16 protein-coding genes are annotated in these 15,009 nt (G+C 45.9%); 7 read left to right on the top strand and 9 right to left on the bottom strand.

Going from position 1 to position 15,009, the window contains the following annotated elements; all coding sequences use genetic code 11:
- Positions 1–155: 155 nt before the first annotated feature.
- Positions 156–923 carry a hypothetical protein gene (locus tag NWE92_00370; protein ID MCW4028089.1) on the bottom strand — a complete coding sequence of 256 codons (768 nt, stop codon included), beginning with the start codon at positions 921–923 and terminating at the stop codon, positions 156–158.
- Positions 924–1,147: 224 nt separating this feature from the next.
- On the opposite strand from NWE92_00370, the gene NWE92_00375 reads away from it, so the two are divergent.
- The 5 genes from NWE92_00375 (at position 1,148) to wecB (ending at position 6,698) form a co-directional block, all read left to right on the top strand.
- On the top strand, positions 1,148–2,041 hold the full coding sequence (locus tag NWE92_00375; GenBank protein ID MCW4028090.1) for a hypothetical protein: 894 nt from the start codon (positions 1,148–1,150) through the stop codon (positions 2,039–2,041).
- 4 nt (positions 2,042–2,045) lie between these two features.
- Positions 2,046–2,840, top strand: coding sequence for a cohesin domain-containing protein (locus NWE92_00380; protein MCW4028091.1), 795 nt, complete (start codon positions 2,046–2,048; stop codon positions 2,838–2,840).
- Between the two features lie 159 nt (positions 2,841–2,999).
- Positions 3,000–3,566 carry a hypothetical protein gene (locus tag NWE92_00385; GenBank protein ID MCW4028092.1) on the top strand — a complete coding sequence of 189 codons (567 nt, stop codon included), beginning with the start codon at positions 3,000–3,002 and terminating at the stop codon, positions 3,564–3,566.
- Entirely contained in the window at positions 3,559–5,595 is a 2,037-nt protein-coding gene (locus NWE92_00390; protein MCW4028093.1) for a minichromosome maintenance protein MCM, read from the top strand. The genes NWE92_00385 and NWE92_00390 overlap by 8 nt, the downstream gene beginning before the upstream one ends.
- 14 nt (positions 5,596–5,609) lie before the next feature.
- Complete coding sequence (gene wecB, locus NWE92_00395; GenBank protein MCW4028094.1) at positions 5,610–6,698, top strand: UDP-N-acetylglucosamine 2-epimerase (non-hydrolyzing); 1,089 nt, start codon at positions 5,610–5,612, stop codon at positions 6,696–6,698.
- Here wecB and NWE92_00400 read toward each other — a convergent pair.
- The 7 genes from NWE92_00400 to NWE92_00430 all read right to left on the bottom strand — a co-directional run bounded on the left by NWE92_00400 (position 6,695) and on the right by NWE92_00430 (position 11,798).
- Positions 6,695–7,465, bottom strand: a complete 771-nt coding sequence (locus NWE92_00400; protein MCW4028095.1) for a PAC2 family protein — start codon at positions 7,463–7,465, stop codon at positions 6,695–6,697. The two genes, wecB and NWE92_00400, sit on opposite strands and share 4 nt — an antisense overlap.
- Positions 7,462–7,629, bottom strand: coding sequence for an RNA-protein complex protein Nop10 (locus NWE92_00405; GenBank protein ID MCW4028096.1), 168 nt, complete (start codon positions 7,627–7,629; stop codon positions 7,462–7,464). The genes NWE92_00400 and NWE92_00405 overlap by 4 nt, the downstream gene beginning before the upstream one ends.
- Entirely contained in the window at positions 7,630–8,427 is a 798-nt protein-coding gene (locus NWE92_00410) for a translation initiation factor IF-2 subunit alpha (GenBank protein ID MCW4028097.1), read from the bottom strand.
- Positions 8,428–8,431: 4 nt separating this feature from the next.
- Positions 8,432–8,629, bottom strand: coding sequence for a 30S ribosomal protein S27e (locus tag NWE92_00415; protein ID MCW4028098.1), 198 nt, complete (start codon positions 8,627–8,629; stop codon positions 8,432–8,434).
- Positions 8,630–8,650: 21 nt separating this feature from the next.
- On the bottom strand, positions 8,651–8,926 hold the full coding sequence (locus tag NWE92_00420) for a 50S ribosomal protein L44e (protein ID MCW4028099.1): 276 nt from the start codon (positions 8,924–8,926) through the stop codon (positions 8,651–8,653).
- Positions 8,927–9,096: 170 nt separating this feature from the next.
- Positions 9,097–9,261, bottom strand: a complete 165-nt coding sequence (locus NWE92_00425; GenBank protein MCW4028100.1) for a hypothetical protein — start codon at positions 9,259–9,261, stop codon at positions 9,097–9,099.
- Positions 9,262–9,293: 32 nt separating this feature from the next.
- Positions 9,294–11,798 carry a PQQ-binding-like beta-propeller repeat protein gene (locus NWE92_00430; protein ID MCW4028101.1) on the bottom strand — a complete coding sequence of 835 codons (2,505 nt, stop codon included), beginning with the start codon at positions 11,796–11,798 and terminating at the stop codon, positions 9,294–9,296.
- Between the two features lie 130 nt (positions 11,799–11,928).
- On the opposite strand from NWE92_00430, the gene NWE92_00435 reads away from it, so the two are divergent.
- Positions 11,929–12,801, top strand: coding sequence for a hypothetical protein (locus tag NWE92_00435; protein MCW4028102.1), 873 nt, complete (start codon positions 11,929–11,931; stop codon positions 12,799–12,801).
- Between the two features lie 64 nt (positions 12,802–12,865).
- On the top strand, positions 12,866–13,909 hold the full coding sequence (locus tag NWE92_00440) for an archaeosortase/exosortase family protein (GenBank protein ID MCW4028103.1): 1,044 nt from the start codon (positions 12,866–12,868) through the stop codon (positions 13,907–13,909).
- Here NWE92_00440 and NWE92_00445 read toward each other — a convergent pair.
- Positions 13,881–14,984 carry a right-handed parallel beta-helix repeat-containing protein gene (locus tag NWE92_00445; GenBank protein MCW4028104.1) on the bottom strand — a complete coding sequence of 368 codons (1,104 nt, stop codon included), beginning with the start codon at positions 14,982–14,984 and terminating at the stop codon, positions 13,881–13,883. The genes NWE92_00440 and NWE92_00445 overlap by 29 nt on opposite strands.
- Between the last annotated feature and the right edge of the window lie 25 nt (positions 14,985–15,009).

Genomic DNA, 15,009 nt, shown 5'->3' on the forward strand with positions numbered 1-15,009 from the left:
GATACGGTTAGGTGGATAAAACTTTTCGTTAAAAACCGCCCAAATGATTCAGCACAGGGCATCCGTATACAAAAGCATCAACCAAACCCACAAAACTATAAAAACAAAGACTTGCCGTGTAGAGTAGAATAAAAAAGAAGGTAAGGAAAGGGTCCTTACATGTTGGCTGCAACTGTTGTTAAGTCTGCCAAATCAATCTTTGCGTCATTGTTGTAGTCTAGTTCAGGGTTGTAGTTGCCCAAGCCTGGGAAAGACCGGAAACAACCAAAGACATGCATTAAATCAGCGAGGGTTGGGTGTGGAGACGCGGTGAAACTGAAGGGACTAATTTGGTTAGTGGATGTTGTCATAGAGGTTTCAACCCCCTGCAACACATCGACGCCGTCAATGGTTAATGTGAATTGTTTCCAATCGGGGGTTATGCATAGTTGACCGTTGGCTCTTGTTACTATTGGTGTGACTTCTCGAACGGTGTTTATTGGAGCGCCGTTTTGGTTAAATTCGGTTGTGATTTCGACTTTTTTGATGTTCCAAAGCCCAGTAACATTTACAATGGCATCATCTTGCCGTCTAATGGAAAGCAACATTACAAGCCGTGCATTGTAGCTGACAAAGCTATATTGTCCTTCTCCGGTGGGTTTGGTAGCTGGAAACGGCGGCTGGTTTGACCAGGTTGCATCAACGGTAACCCAGGGTTTAAACACGGGAGGGGGCACGTTAGCGGTTTTTGCGTTAACAGTTATAGAACCTCTATAATTGTCAGTTCCCCATTGGGTAACTGCACCATGATACCGCATCCAACGTACGATAAGTGGCGGGGGAGTGGAAGTCTCAGTATTTTGTGCAAGCGCTTGAGAAATTAGTGTCGAAAAACAGCTGGCGGCCAAAATCGTGATAATTATTGTAGCTAACATTTTTCGCATTTCATTTCGCCTGCCCCTCTGTAGTCGATTCATCAATAAAGCATTAACTACCGCCAAAACTTCAGTAAAACCTCAATTTATGTTTATTTTGTCATATTATTGTTTAGTTTTGTTTATTTTTCATTTTTAACATCGATTCAAGCCGCTTAAAATGGCGAAAAAGAGTTTTTTGATTTTCATAAAAGTCTTAAATAACCAAATCAAGCAACCTATAACGGAACAAAATGAATCAAGTGCTTGCTTGCGTCATGGTATTGGCTATTTTGATTCTCCCAGCCCAAACGCACAACGCCTCGGACCACCTTGAATACAACATCCGGTTATATGGTGACGGTTCAGCAACGTGGAAAATAATCCAAGTAACCGACATAAACACCTCCATCGACGGCATAGACCAGTTCCAGCAAAGACTTCTCGACATCGTTGACTCATCAAAAGAGGTCACCGCCCGAAGTATGAGTTTAGATTTATCTTCACTAGAGATGAAAACAGACTTACATTGGGAGACCTCTTCCCAAACAGTGCAGTACATTTTCCGATGGGTAAACTTTAGCATCATCAAAGAAAACAAAATTATATTCGGCGATGTCCTTACGGACGACTTCTTTTTGGGCTTGTATGGAAACGGCGAATTATACATAACCTACCCACAAGAGTACAGCGTTTACGCTACATCATCGCCTCCCGACGAAGAAAACAATGCAATCCAAACATTGCATTGGTACCGAACTCAAGACCTTCCAACCACGGAGCCAAACATCGAACTTGCAAAAAACAACCCAAGCATCAGTCTATCCATAACAGCCCTGTGGGGAGTCATTGGTGTAACGTCTGCTGCTATAGCAGTAGGCGCTTTTACATTTAATTATAGAAAACAAAGAAAAGCAGTCAATCAAAAAGTTGAGCCAGTATGGAAGGAAACACCAAGCAACCAAGAACAAATTCTACGACTTCTAAAAACGTCAGGCGGCAGAATTAAACAGTCACAAATCTGCACTGAACTCAAGTTTTCAAGAGCCAAAACAAGTTTACTCTTAACAGAGATGGAAAAGAATAACCAAATTAAAAGAGACAAAAAAGGAAAAAACAAACTAGTTTACCTTCAAAATAAAGGGTGAGCTAATGAAAAAAACTATGGTACGTTTAATGTTTCTAATACTTCTAACATCAAGCTTCTTCATCCAGGTTGGATTCTCCCAGCCCGCCACGGTTGTAAAAGTTGAACCTTCAACCACATCGCCGACACTAGGACAACCCTTCACAGTCACCATAACCCTAAACAACGTGCAGAACCTCTACGGGCTAGAGATAAATCTCAACTGGGATTCCAGCGTTTTAGAAGCAACAAACGTTGAAGCCCACGTTGGCGTAGAATCTTTTGCAGACGGCGTTTTACATGAATCCTCAAATTCGCCGCCAATATTCATCGCCCAAAACAACCTCACCCAAAGCGAAGGCGAATACAGATTGGTTGTCACTTCCACCGCACCTGCACAAGCCTTCAGCGGAAGCGGCACCATCGCCAAAATAACCTTCAAACCAATTAGCTTAGGAAGTTCAAACCTTGACGTGCAAAGCGAACTCTACGATTATCCCCCCTCAGACAGAGACCCCCGAATATCGATGGCGATTGACCACACCCATCAAGACTCAGCTGTGACCGTAACAGAAAACAATGGCGTTACCCAAACAAACGCACCCACATCAGCCGCTAACACCCCATCGCCGACTAATGCATCTCCAACATCAACTGCACCAACGCCTACAAGCAGCAATCCGATGACAACTGTTGAGCCCCAAAATCAAGACAGCATAAAAATTGGCACTCCAGAAGTCATGTTGGTGTTGATTGTTTTGGTTGTGCTGTTAATCGTCGTTGGCGTGTTTTTGATGCACAGAAGGAACAGGGCGCATTAGTCGTGTTGCTTGAAGGTCGCAAAAGGGGCAAGTCTCAGGTATATTTAGGGTATGGTTGAGGGCTCTTTCGTTGGGTTATCACTAGCAAACCCTAAAAAAGCTCTTCTGCTATACTTGTTGAACCCCACAAAAAGAAAAGGGATTGGGAGGGAGCAAGCGTTGGCAACAAAAATTAGCACTCTGGACTTCTGCTACGAGAACAGCATGGTTAAAATTGTCGCTAACCGCAACTGCCCCGAAATAAAACTTGCCGGCTTAAACGTTGGACCCTATGACGAAGGCAACGAATACGAAGCCTACTTCTGGATAGCCAAAATCCTCGCCGAAGCAGGCATGGTGCATTTCCGCGAAGAAGACATCCTCGACGCCACCAAACTCTTTAAGGCACAATGGAAAGAAGGTGTCCAAATCCCCGGGCAAATCAACGAGTTACCAGAAGACTTCTACCCTAAACTCCGCCGATTCCTCCGAGACCTAAAAGAGCAAGCTGCCCAATCTCAGCAGTCAGAGAAATACCAAGAATATGACCGAGCCAAACAACTCGCTCGCGACATCACTAACTCGCGGCTTAAAAAAATCGTCTCACTCTCCGCAGCGCCAGCCCAAACCGATCAATTCCTCAAAAGGATGACCCACGAAGAAAAAATCGTCTATGAACAACTTGTCAAAATCATAGCTGAGTGGAAAGCTAAAATCTTAGAAAACGGGGAGAAACAACTTGGCTAACGCTCAGCTAACTATTGACCCTCAACAACGGTTTCAGGAATTTTTCAAAAAAGAGAAGTACCGCCAACGCATCGCCCAGTTAGCCATCACAGGCAAGGGTTCCGTGACTATTGATTTTGAGGAGCTCTACGGGTTTGACCAAGCCTTAGCTGAACAACTCCTAAACAAACCCGAAGAATACCTCTTGCATGCAGGTAAAGGCGCCTATGAGCAGCTACGCATTGAAGATGTTGAGTACGCGGAGAAAATCGAGAAAGTCATCGTCCGCATTGTGGCGTTACTGGGTAAAGAGCAACTACGCAGACTCGGCTCCAAAAACATGGCTAAACTCGTCATGGTTGAAGGCATCGTGGTCCGCGCCACACCCGTGCGGCCCATGGTGCAGATTGCAGCCTTCAAATGCAAGCGCTGCGGCACCATGAACCAAGTTGAACAAACAGGTCAGTTCCTCAAAGCTCCCGCAATATGCATGGCACCCGACTGCGGCAGAGACGGCCCGTTTGAGTTTGCTCAAGAAGAATCCACCTTCATCGACAGCCAAGATTTGCGTTTGCAGGAAAAACCCGAAGACCTCCCCCCAGGACAACTTCCCCGAACACTAGCGGTGAAGCTGATAGGAGACGAAATTGTGGATCAAGCCCGCCCCGGCGACCACGTGTCGCTTGTTGGCATCGTCCGCGCGTTTGCGCCGTCAATGATGGGGCTAGGCAAACTCCGAACATTCATCCTACAACTCGACGCTAACTCCATCGAGGTTTTAGGCAAAGAACCCGAAACCTCTCCGCCTACACCTGAAGAAGAAGCAAAGATCCTCGAATTAGCCCGAGACCCCGAAGTGCACAAGAAAATCCGAAACTCCATTGCACCATCTATCTTTGGTAATGAACACCTAAAAGAAGCCGTCATGTACCTGCTGTTCGGCGGCGTCTCAAGAAGTCTACCCGACATGACTATCAGAGGCGAAATGAACGCCCTTATCATCGGTGACCCAGGTACCGCCAAATCACAGATGCTTCAATACGTTTCCCGTATTGCACCCCGAGGGCTCTACACCTCAGGCAGAGGAACCACCGCCGCAGGCTTAACCGCCGCCGTTGTCCGCGAAAAAGGCGGCTCAATGTCACTGGAAGCAGGCGCACTCGTCTTAGCCGACAAGGGAATCGCCTGCATCGACGAAATGGACAAAATGCGTCCCGAAGACCGAGTTGCCATCCACGAAGCCATGGAACAGCACACAGTCTCCGTCGCCAAAGGAGGCATCGTCGCAACCCTCAACGCCCGCACCGCCGTGCTGGCAGCCGCCAACCCCTCACTGGGCAGATATGAGCCTAACCGTACCGTAGCAGAGAACGTTCCCTTACCCGTCACAATCCTCTCCCGTTTTGACCTCATATTCGTCTTACGAGACGTGCCCAACAAGGAAGCAGACGGCAAAATGTCACGGCACATACTAGAAATCCACCGCCGAGGCATAACACCCACTGAAGCACCCGTAGACGCCGAGTTACTGCGCAAATACGTCAGCTACGCCAAAATGGTTAAACCTGAACTAAGCGAAGAATCCCTCAAGGCACTTAGCGACTTTTACTTAGCTATGCGTTCAGCCAGCGAAACCGAGGGCTCACCCGTCGCCATCACCGCCCGACAGTTAGAATCGCTTGTGCGTATTGCGGAGGCACGTGCACGGGTAGCTTTGCGCCCCACTGTAACTGCAGAAGACGCCGCCGCAGCTATCACTATCATGAAGCGATCGCTTGAAGAAGTCGGCATCGACTTGTCATCTTACAAGATGGATATTGACTTAATCATGACGGGTCGCCCCAAGAGCATCCGCGACCGCTTAGGCGTTGTCATCTCAACGATTATGGAGATGGAGAAAGTCACCGGCATCGTGGAGAAAGATAAGCTAGTTGCCGAGTTAGAGACTAAGCATAAGATTCCAAGGGGCGAAGTGGAACGTATGGTCAGCCAGTTGCTGCGTGAAGGCACCATTTATGAGCCGCGTGAAGGATGCCTAAAGAAAACTTAAAAGAGGAAAACAATGTGAAGCCTATTGTAGTTGTCACGGGAACCAGACCAGAAATCATAAAGATGGCACCAATCCTGCGCGCCCTTAAAACTGCAGGGTTACCCAGCGTGTTTGTTCATTGTGGGCAACATTACGACTACAGTATGGCGCAGCAATTTATAGAAAACCTTGAACTAACTGCCCCTGATTGCTGGATAAAAATTGAAGGTTCCTCGCCTGGAGCTCAAACGTCAGAAATAATGGCCAAAATGGATGAGCTTATAGGAAAAGTTGATCCTGCAATTGTGCTTGTGGAAGGCGACACCAACACCGTCTTGGCCGCTGCATTAGCTGCCAACAAGCGCAGCATACCTATTGGGCATATAGAAGCGGGTCTGCGCAGTTTTGATTTGCGTATGCCCGAGGAACATAACCGCCGCTTAACCGACCATATCTCTGAGTTTTTATTTGCGCCAACGGAGAGAGCAAAGTCAAATTTGGTTTCAGAGAATGTTTGGGGCAAAATTCACCTTACAGGAAACACCGCCATCGACGCTGTAACCCAACACCTCCCCCTAGCAGAAAAAAAATCAACTATGATGCAGCAGATCCCATTCAGAACTTACGCGTTGGCAACGGCGCATCGAGCAGAAAACGTCGATGACCTCAACGTATTGGAGTCATTTATGGAAGTATTTGAGAAGTCCCCGCTTCCAATCGTTTACCCCATGCATCCACGTACCCGAAAACGCCTCCAAGAAAATAACCTGCTTGCTAAAATCACAGCAATGAAGAACGTGCTGATTTTGCCGCCGCTGGGCTACTTGGATTTTCTGGTTTTAATGAAACACAGCCGTTTGATCATTACGGATTCTGGCGGCATTCAAGAGGAAGCCACCGCGCCAAGCATTAGAAAACCTGTGTTGGTAATTCGGTTGTCTACGGAGCGTCAGGAAGCCGTGGAAGCAGGGTTTGCTCGGGTGGTTGGAACAGATAAAGCCAAGATTTTAGAGGCAATACAGCAAACCATAGAAACTAAAGAGATGCTGTCCTCTACTTCGCCATTTGGGGACGGCAAAGCCGCCGAAAAAACTGTTGCGATAATAAAGGAAAGTTTGGTTTAAGAAATATAGGTAGTTTTCTTGTCTTCCTGTTTGCGGGTTTCTTCAGCTTGTACGGCACGTTTCTCTTCGATTTGCTGAAGGCGTGCGACCATGGATTCGGCGCGGGATATTTCGTCATTGAGTCCTGTCAGGTCTAAGTCAAAGTTAAAGGTTGACGCGAGGACTTCTAGCACACTTTTGGCTGCTAAGGGGTCAGGTAAGTAGCCGCGTGTTTCGCCAAGCAGACAGAGAGCTTCGACTTTTTTGAATTTCGCCAATCCAAGGATTAAGCCTGCTGTGCCAACGATGGGACTGCCTGATGCGCTTAGTGTTGCGCCTGCGTCGAGGGCTTTGTGGATTATGTCTTGGTTGGTTGCGGCTATGTAGACTTTGGGTTTTTCTTTGGGTTCCATACGGTAGCCACCAATGGTGGCGATGGTTTTGACACTGTGCTTTTCAGAAAAGTCTAGCATACAATCGGCAATTTCGTATTGACCCTCAATGGTTTGACTTTGGCTATCGCCGGTGAAAAGGATTATGTCGTTTCCTTTGGGGTTCTGGTAATAGTAGAAGGAGCCGCGGAGAAGCCGCACGTTGCCTTTCTTGTTAACGAGTACGAAGTAGGGGAAGTGAGGCGAGTAAAGGTAAGCGAATTTTTTGGCTTTGAGTTGTTTAACGAGGTAGCGTAAAGCTATTTTGCCGACTAACCCCAAGCCAGGGAGACCTTCAATGAGAACAGGATTGTTAGGTTGGATTTGAGCGAATTCTTTGATGTAAGTTTCTTTCATTGTTCTTGGCTCCTTTTCATAGCCATGCGGTATTTGAGGTATTTATCATCAGGAGAAAACTTTGCTGGATGAGGAATATGCACGGCGCCTCCGCATGTTGGGCACGTGCTCTTGTTAAGAGTGTACCGCTCGCATTTTACGCATTTGCGCAGTTGCCAAACCAACTATTTTTCCCTTCTAAAACTGCCTTGCCCGCCCGCTTTAGTAATTGCGGTCACAACATTGTCGGCGGTTTTCTGCAAGACATCCTCGGCGCGTTTCCAGTTTTCCGCTTGGACTTCGATGCTGTATTTTGGTGCGGCAATAACGTAGAAGGAGACGTTTGCGTCTTTGATTTTTTCTGATTTGGCTTTATGGAAGACTTCTTTGATGACTTTGACGCCGTTGGGTTTCATACAGCGGATTTCGAGTACGCCGCGGACTTTAACCATCTTTACGTGGATGCGCTCTTGGGCAACTTCAGAGAACGCTTTGGCGAATTCTTCGGGTATGCCGATTTCGGTTAAGGCGTCGGGGCCTTCAATAGCTGCTTTTTCGAACCCGTCATATAAGCCGTATTTTTCTTCTACCTGAGCGCCAGCTTTCTGGTAGACTTCATCGCTTGTTAAGCCAAGTTTCTCTGCGACACCACGCAAAAGAGCTTCGGCTTTGCGTTCTTTTTTCCACGAAAGAACTTTTTCGATGCGTTCCCGTTTAGTGACACGGCGTAATGAGAGGTCGATGTGGCCTTTTTCAAGGTCGACGCGGAGAACCTTGAGGACAACTTTTTGGCCTTCCCGTACAAAGTCACGTATGTTACGTATCCATGAGGAAGAAATCTCAGAAACGTGAAGTAAGCCACGCTTATCGAATTCATCGAGCTTAGCGTAAGCGCCATAGTCGGTAACGGTTTCGATTGTGGCAATGACTAGGTCGCCAGCTTCGGGCCATTGGGGCTTACGCTCAGCCATTTGGTTAGTCATCCCCTTACTCGAGGACCGCTATAACTTCGCCGTTGATTTCTGCTCTTCCGCCAGTGGGTTGAGCCAACGTTTCGCCGCATACGTTGCAGGTGATTTTGTTGACTGCATTGCTGAAGATGAGCTGTTCGTTGCCGCATTTCTGGCATTTAACGCGTAGAAATACGCTTCGGGGTTTAGGGATGAGTTTATTCCATTCAGACATTTCTCTATTCTCCTAATTTGATTATTGTATGACTAATTTTCTTAGCCGTATACCATCTTTATGGTACATGTAGTTGCATTTTTTGCATTTTAAGCGCAGAGTTTGCTTTTTGGTTGTTTTAGCAAATTCATGCTGCAGAGGATATTTTTGTCCACCGTAACCTTCCTTTTCGCGTTCGTGGTGGCGTTCACCGCGTGCGAGTGCTCGGCGTTTGCCGGCTTTGTATAAGGTTACCGCATGCGCAGTGTGAGCTTTACATTTTGGACAGTATGTATTGATTTCTTTGGGAACGTTCACTTTGACTACCAGCTTTGCATTAAAGAAACACACAGCTTCTTATACTTTATGACTTATAAAGCAAAAACAAGCGACTAACAGTGGATTAGGAACTTCTTTTTAGACAAATCTTCAGCCATGCTTATAAAAAAGCGATAAAACGGAAAAGGGTACTACCATATGATACCCCATCACGAGCGTCCAACGGAAACAATCATACCGCCTCGTGCCACAAAGTAGGGTTTGCTGAGGCTCCAGTGCTTTATGGAGATAAGGGGTAATCTCCGGGCTACGCTAATCACAGTTAGTATCCAGAGCCTTCTCAGCCCCTTCTTTGCTTTTACGTTTATAACCAAAAAAAGGGAAAGGGAAGTTTTGTTTTATGTTCTTACGGTCGCTTCCTTAACAGCAATACCACTAATAGAGCAAGCACAATGATGATTAGAACGAATATGCCTGCGATTGAGGGTACAAAGTACAGGTCAGCGACAGATTGCGGAGCAGCAGTCGGAGTTTCTGTTGGCGTTACTTCTTGCACAACGAACGCGGTTTCTGCATGGGAGGGGTAGTATGATTCTGTGCCGTCAAAGTTTGCGATAACTGTGTATTTTCCAGGTATATCAGGTTGCCAATCGTAGCTATAGAAGCCATCAGCATCCGTGGTTGTTTCTCCGATGGGTCGATAGTTGCCATTAGCATCTATAACGGACAGAGAAACTGTGACTCCAGTGACGTCTGTTGGTTGGGGTTGTTGCATGTAAACGTATTCCATCCAGTCGCTCATGCTTGCGTCAGAGACCACTGGTACACCGTTTGGAAAACGTGCTGCCTGTTCATCTTGTTTAGTACCTGCTGCAATGTCGGTTACGGTGCCTTTGATTAGTACTTTGTTGCCGTCTGTTATTACGTCATTTTGGTTTGTAACAGTTGTTGCGCTTGCACCTTTGCCATAACAGTAGATTTGCATGTCATAGAGGTTTAATGAAACCAGATAGCCGTCTGCGACGAACATGCTGTTGTATGCTGACCAGCCATCGATAGTCCAGATTTCTTCTCCTGTTGTTGCGTTTATGCATCGAGTTTTTGAATTCTTCCAGTGGGGTGCATCGGCGGAGTGTTCATAGCTGTACATGTATACTTTGTCATCAGCGATTGCGCCTATCAAAGTGGAGTAAACGCCAGCAGGAGCATCAAGACCTGCATATGCAGTGTAATTCCATAGTAAGTCGCCGGTTTCTTGGCTGTAGCAGTAGAGTATACCGGAGTAGCCAGTTGAGTAGAGATTACCGTAGGCCACTGAATATGAGCCGACACCAAATGCGCCTGTTGTGAGTGCGTAGAAGTTTAAGGCTTCTTCAGAGTCTGTTGGACCCCACAGCAAAGAACCATCATCCATACTGAATCCTCGCCACTGCATTGTTTCTTGGTCATATGTGATAAAGATGCGGGTTTCTGGGTCGATGACTCGTATGCTTCTGCTCAGGTTTCCTGCGGGCGCGTCATAGTTTTTCATCCACAAGAGTTGGCCTCTTGATTCAGGCTTTAAACTCATAGCCCACACCGTATATGGCGAAGAGCTGGTTAAGCTGGGCATTGAACCGTTTCTGCCGAGAAGCAGGTCTTCTTGAATTACGCCGACAATTGTTGCGCCAGCGGGAATCCAAGGTACTGAGATGTTCCAGGAGAATGCTTTTGAAGCGTCAAGGGTTTTTCCTACGGGTCGCCATTGGTTATAGCTGCTGCTTGTGTAATCAGTGGCTGATGTTGAACCGGTTAAATCATGGACTGCAGTGTTGTTCCATAAACCGATGTATTTCCCCGTTGCGTTGATTACGTAGCGGACTATTTCGCCTTTTTCGGTGTAAGCTTCAGTGCCGGAAGGTACGTTGGTTAAGCTAAATATCCAGTCACCTGATATGGGGTCGTATGCATTTGCGAAGTTGCTTGCCCACAGGTAGCCGTTTGGAACCACACCGTGCTGGTTCATTGAGTCATACCAGTATAGTTGTCCAAATGAGGGGAAAGTCATATTTTGCCAGAACAGTGTCTCGCCAGTAAGTAAGTCAACACAGACATATCCTTCTCCAGAGGGGCTATCGCTTTTTGGTAAAGCATAGTAGAGTCTGCCCTGCATTATTACTGCGCTGCCCATTTTGCCTTCATAAGCAGTTCCTGAATAGTAGGTCATGCCGTCTCTGCCAGTGTTTGTTCCGCCGACAACGCCGCCAAACGAGAATTCTTTGGACCACATTACGTGGGCACTATTGGGTGCGCTGCCATCGGCTTGATACCTGTTTAGGATTTGTGCGCCGGCAAGCCAGTTAGAGGAGATACTGTACCATTCGTTGTTTTGTCCGTTGATGGGTCTTGTCCAGTACTCTGTTGGCAAGGGGTTTTCGGCTTCATGTACAATTGGTTCTTCTTGGACGGTAAGAGTGGTGGTTGCAGAACTTTCTAAATAAGTGTCGTTAATGTAGGCATTGTAATTGTATATGCCTGTACCTGCGCTTCCAGTTAATGTTTGATTAGGGAATCGGCAGGTGATAGTGTATGTGCCTGTTTGTTCGGGTGAGAATTGTAGGTATGAACCGCCTACAGGGTCAGATGTCAAGGGACCTTGAGAGGTTGTTTTTCCGTCGGGATCAGTTATGTCTATGTAGAATGTCCATCGGTCGCCAGCGGATCCTGCTGCAGATGGCGGGTATATGTTGATCCAAAAGATTACTGAGGCAGTTTGTCCAACGCCGACAGGATTTGGTCCAACATGGACATAGCAGTAGGTTGGGATTTGCCATTTGGGGTCGTGTGCATCGCTGGTTGGTAACGCAAATAATGAAACAGAAATCAACAGAATAGCAATGATTGTCAAATATTGGTTTATTTTTTTAGTCAATTTTTCACCTTGTACTCGCAACTGTCCAGTATACAGTTAATTAATAATGGTGAGTACTCCTCATCCTCACAGTTTACGCGCATGTTAACATGGAAAAAGTTAAAAGCACAATTTGTTAAAGCTTTTAAAAATGTCCACGGACAAATGCCTCAATCCAAAAAATGTCGATCTGGGCATATTTACTAAGCTAGGCCTAACCACGCGACAAGCACAAGTTTACTTAGCCGTCGCCGACTGGAAAAAGGGGCAAACAGTTAAAACAATCGCAAAAAACATCCCCGCAGATCGAGCAGAAATTTATCGGGCACTAATCAAACTTGAAAAAATTGGTTTAGTCCAACGGTACGTTACAAACCCCATAACGTTTAAGGCGACGCCAATTAATGAGGCGGTCGCTATCTTGTTACAGCAAAACGCTGAAAAAAATAAGCAACTTCAAGCCGAAGCAGAACAGTTCATTAAAGAATTTAAAGAGCTCATTCGAGAAGAACTAAGCGTAGAAGAGACGCGTTATCGTCTCACTGTTGGGACAATAGGCGAAGCGCGTGAATTTGATAAAGAAATGTCCAAAATTAAAACGAGTTCAGATGTGATTCTCAGTTGGAGAGTCCGATTGGTTGGAATTAATAGGCATTTTGAAAGGTTTAAGGACGCCTTAGAGAGAGGCGTAAAAATGCGATGCATCACCTATATACCGGAAGGCGAAGAAATCCCAACAATCATCCAAGTTCTTAAGCAAACAGGCCATTTTGAAATAAAAACCGTTTCAGAAGAACCCGAAGCAGGCATAGAGATACTGGATAAGAAAACCGCCCACATAATTACTTTTGCAAGCGGTGATTTGAGTGGAATTGAGGTTTTACGGTCAGATAACCCTGCCTTAGTGAAGTTACTACAGGACTATTTTGACCTAAAATGGCGATCTGCAACGCCTTGCTGGCGAAAGAATACAACCAAACCAAACAAAAATAGGCAGCAATTAGCTCCGACCAATGTTAACTAAATAGAAGAAGCAAGTTACGATTATTTTTTAAAATGGATGAATAGTTATTTAGTATATGCTGAGTTTGCCGAAAATTGAGGAAGCCGTCTTCAAGCTGCTACCGCTACTAGCGTTTGTGGTGCCCTTGGCGTTGCTGTACCTGCTAAACCCCGCCGACCCCTACCTCAACCTCTCAGGGCAAGACTCCTTTAACTTCATGTGGAAAGGCCGCACATTTCTGCTATTCTTCGTGTGGCTCATCGCGTTAGAGTACATTTTGAGTTGGGAAACCATCACGCCCCAGTTAAGCAAACAGAACAAGTTACGGCTCCTATCGGCTGCGGTAGCTTTGGCGCTGCCCACAGTGTATGTTCTTTTGGAGAATTACGCGGGGCTTAACGGCGCCGTTGCCGGTTGGTCACAGAGCAGCGGAGTTGCATTTTATGATTCAATGCCGCTTGCGATAGAATATCTTGTGTTTGCTTTGCTGTTTGCTTTGACGGCGGTGCTGTTTTTTGGCAAAAAAGGCATCGTTGGATTTGCCCTACCCACGTTGTTTGTGGCTTTGGTCGGCGTCCTCTACACCATTGACAACGTGTTCCCCTATGGCACGTTTACCCCCTTTGAATTGTTGGTGCCGACTACTGCGTCGCTTGCTGCGGGCGTGTTGACGTTGATGGGGTATGGTGTTGTTTCAGGCACCGATGCCGCGTCCGCCATGCCTACTCTTGAAGTAACGGGTCCTTTGGGAACTGCTAAGTTTGCTATTGCTTGGCCCTGTGCAGGCATCGAGAGCCTACTCATATTCACCGCCGTCGCGTTGCTTTTCTTAAAACGAATGCATATTGACTGGAAAGCCAAAGTCGGCTTATTCATCTTTGGCGCTGGCGTAACCTACTTCATCAACGTTCTTCGTATCGCCAACATCTTCATAATTGGCATGCAGTACGGCGTCAATAGCCACGAAGTCGACATGTTCCACTTCATCTACGGACCCCTCTACGCCATGACATGGATAGTCGCCTATCCCCTCGTACTGTTAGCGATACAGGCGCTTTGGCAAAAAATCAAAACTAAAAAAGCAGCAGAAGCTATGAAAACTAATCCAGAACTGCCAGACGCGGCTTGACTGATAGGATAAAACTGCTCTGTTTTTGCTTTGTAGGGTGTATACTTTTTTTTAATATAAATGCAGAAACAGCAACAGCTATGATTACTACAGCAAAAGTCCCAATAACCAATGTTGCTGGAAAAGGTTCTTGTGAACTGCTGTCTGCGATTTCTGGAAAGAATAGAGAAGGGTCAAATGAGAGGGTAATGGGTTCGGCGAGTGGCGACTGGTCCATGCCGCTGACAGTATCAGTCGTAGAATTGTCTATCTGCAGTCCATAGTTATCCCAATAATTGTTAAACACAGTATTGTTGTTGTGGGAACAAAACCTGTTGTAGAAGAGGCCAATCTCGTTTTTCATGATATTATTCGCATAAATGCGATTCGATTCGGCAACGAAAAGATAAATGCCCGATTGTTCATTATCAAAAAAATTATTTCTACTGATATTTGAGTAGCTAAGGTAATAGCCCTGTAATCCATCATACTGGTTTTTTGAAAAATTATTATATTGAATATTTAGGAATTTTGAATGCTGTACCTCTATTCCACTTTGTAAATTCTCGGATAGCTTATTGCCCACAATACTGCAATTATAACTTGAGACGACCAAAATACCCGAGCGTCCATCCCGTAAGGTATTTTCAAGAAGCACAATATTTGAAGAGCCAATTATGCGGATGCCTACAAAGTAATTGTTAGAGGTTACATTCATGATGGTTATGCTGGTTCTGTTTGATATTTGGAGTAAGGGGTCTCCACTTTTTAGGCTGTCCATTAATGGAGTTATTTTAATGCTTGGAGGTAGAGTTAAGGAAAAACCGTTTCCGTCAAGCGTTACATTGTCCTTTTGGATTTCGATGCTACAATTTACAATGTTATCCGTAAAGAAGTAAGTGTCGCCTTCCCTTTGGATAGGCATCGATGGCGGGTCAACCTCACCGTTACTTCTAATATAGGCATGCTCAATCGGCACCATTTCAACCCGATACATCATATTTGGATTCGCTAAACAAAATTCCGGCATAGACAATGCTATTATTACAAGCCATGAGACAAGTAACAAAGCCGGTACAACTTTCACGGTAACCATCAACTTTCAGTCACAGTCAAGCGGA

The sequence above is a fragment of the Candidatus Bathyarchaeota archaeon genome (genome assembly GCA_026014745.1).
In the GTDB taxonomy this organism is placed as follows: Archaea; Thermoproteota; Bathyarchaeia; order Bathyarchaeales; family Bathycorpusculaceae; genus Bathycorpusculum.

Coding starts and splice junctions, on each gene's coding strand:
- NWE92_00370 (MCW4028089.1), bottom strand. CDS start 923: ATGCGAAAAATGTTAGCTACAATAATTATCACGATTTTGGCCGCCAGC.
- NWE92_00375 (MCW4028090.1), top strand. CDS start 1,148: ATGAATCAAGTGCTTGCTTGCGTCATGGTATTGGCTATTTTGATTCTC.
- NWE92_00380 (MCW4028091.1), top strand. CDS start 2,046: ATGAAAAAAACTATGGTACGTTTAATGTTTCTAATACTTCTAACATCA.
- NWE92_00400 (MCW4028095.1), bottom strand. CDS start 7,465: ATGAAAGAAACTTACATCAAAGAATTCGCTCAAATCCAACCTAACAAT.
- NWE92_00410 (MCW4028097.1), bottom strand. CDS start 8,427: ATGACTAACCAAATGGCTGAGCGTAAGCCCCAATGGCCCGAAGCTGGC.
- NWE92_00415 (MCW4028098.1), bottom strand. CDS start 8,629: ATGTCTGAATGGAATAAACTCATCCCTAAACCCCGAAGCGTATTTCTA.
- NWE92_00435 (MCW4028102.1), top strand. CDS start 11,929: ATGTCCACGGACAAATGCCTCAATCCAAAAAATGTCGATCTGGGCATA.
- NWE92_00445 (MCW4028104.1), bottom strand. CDS start 14,984: ATGGTTACCGTGAAAGTTGTACCGGCTTTGTTACTTGTCTCATGGCTT.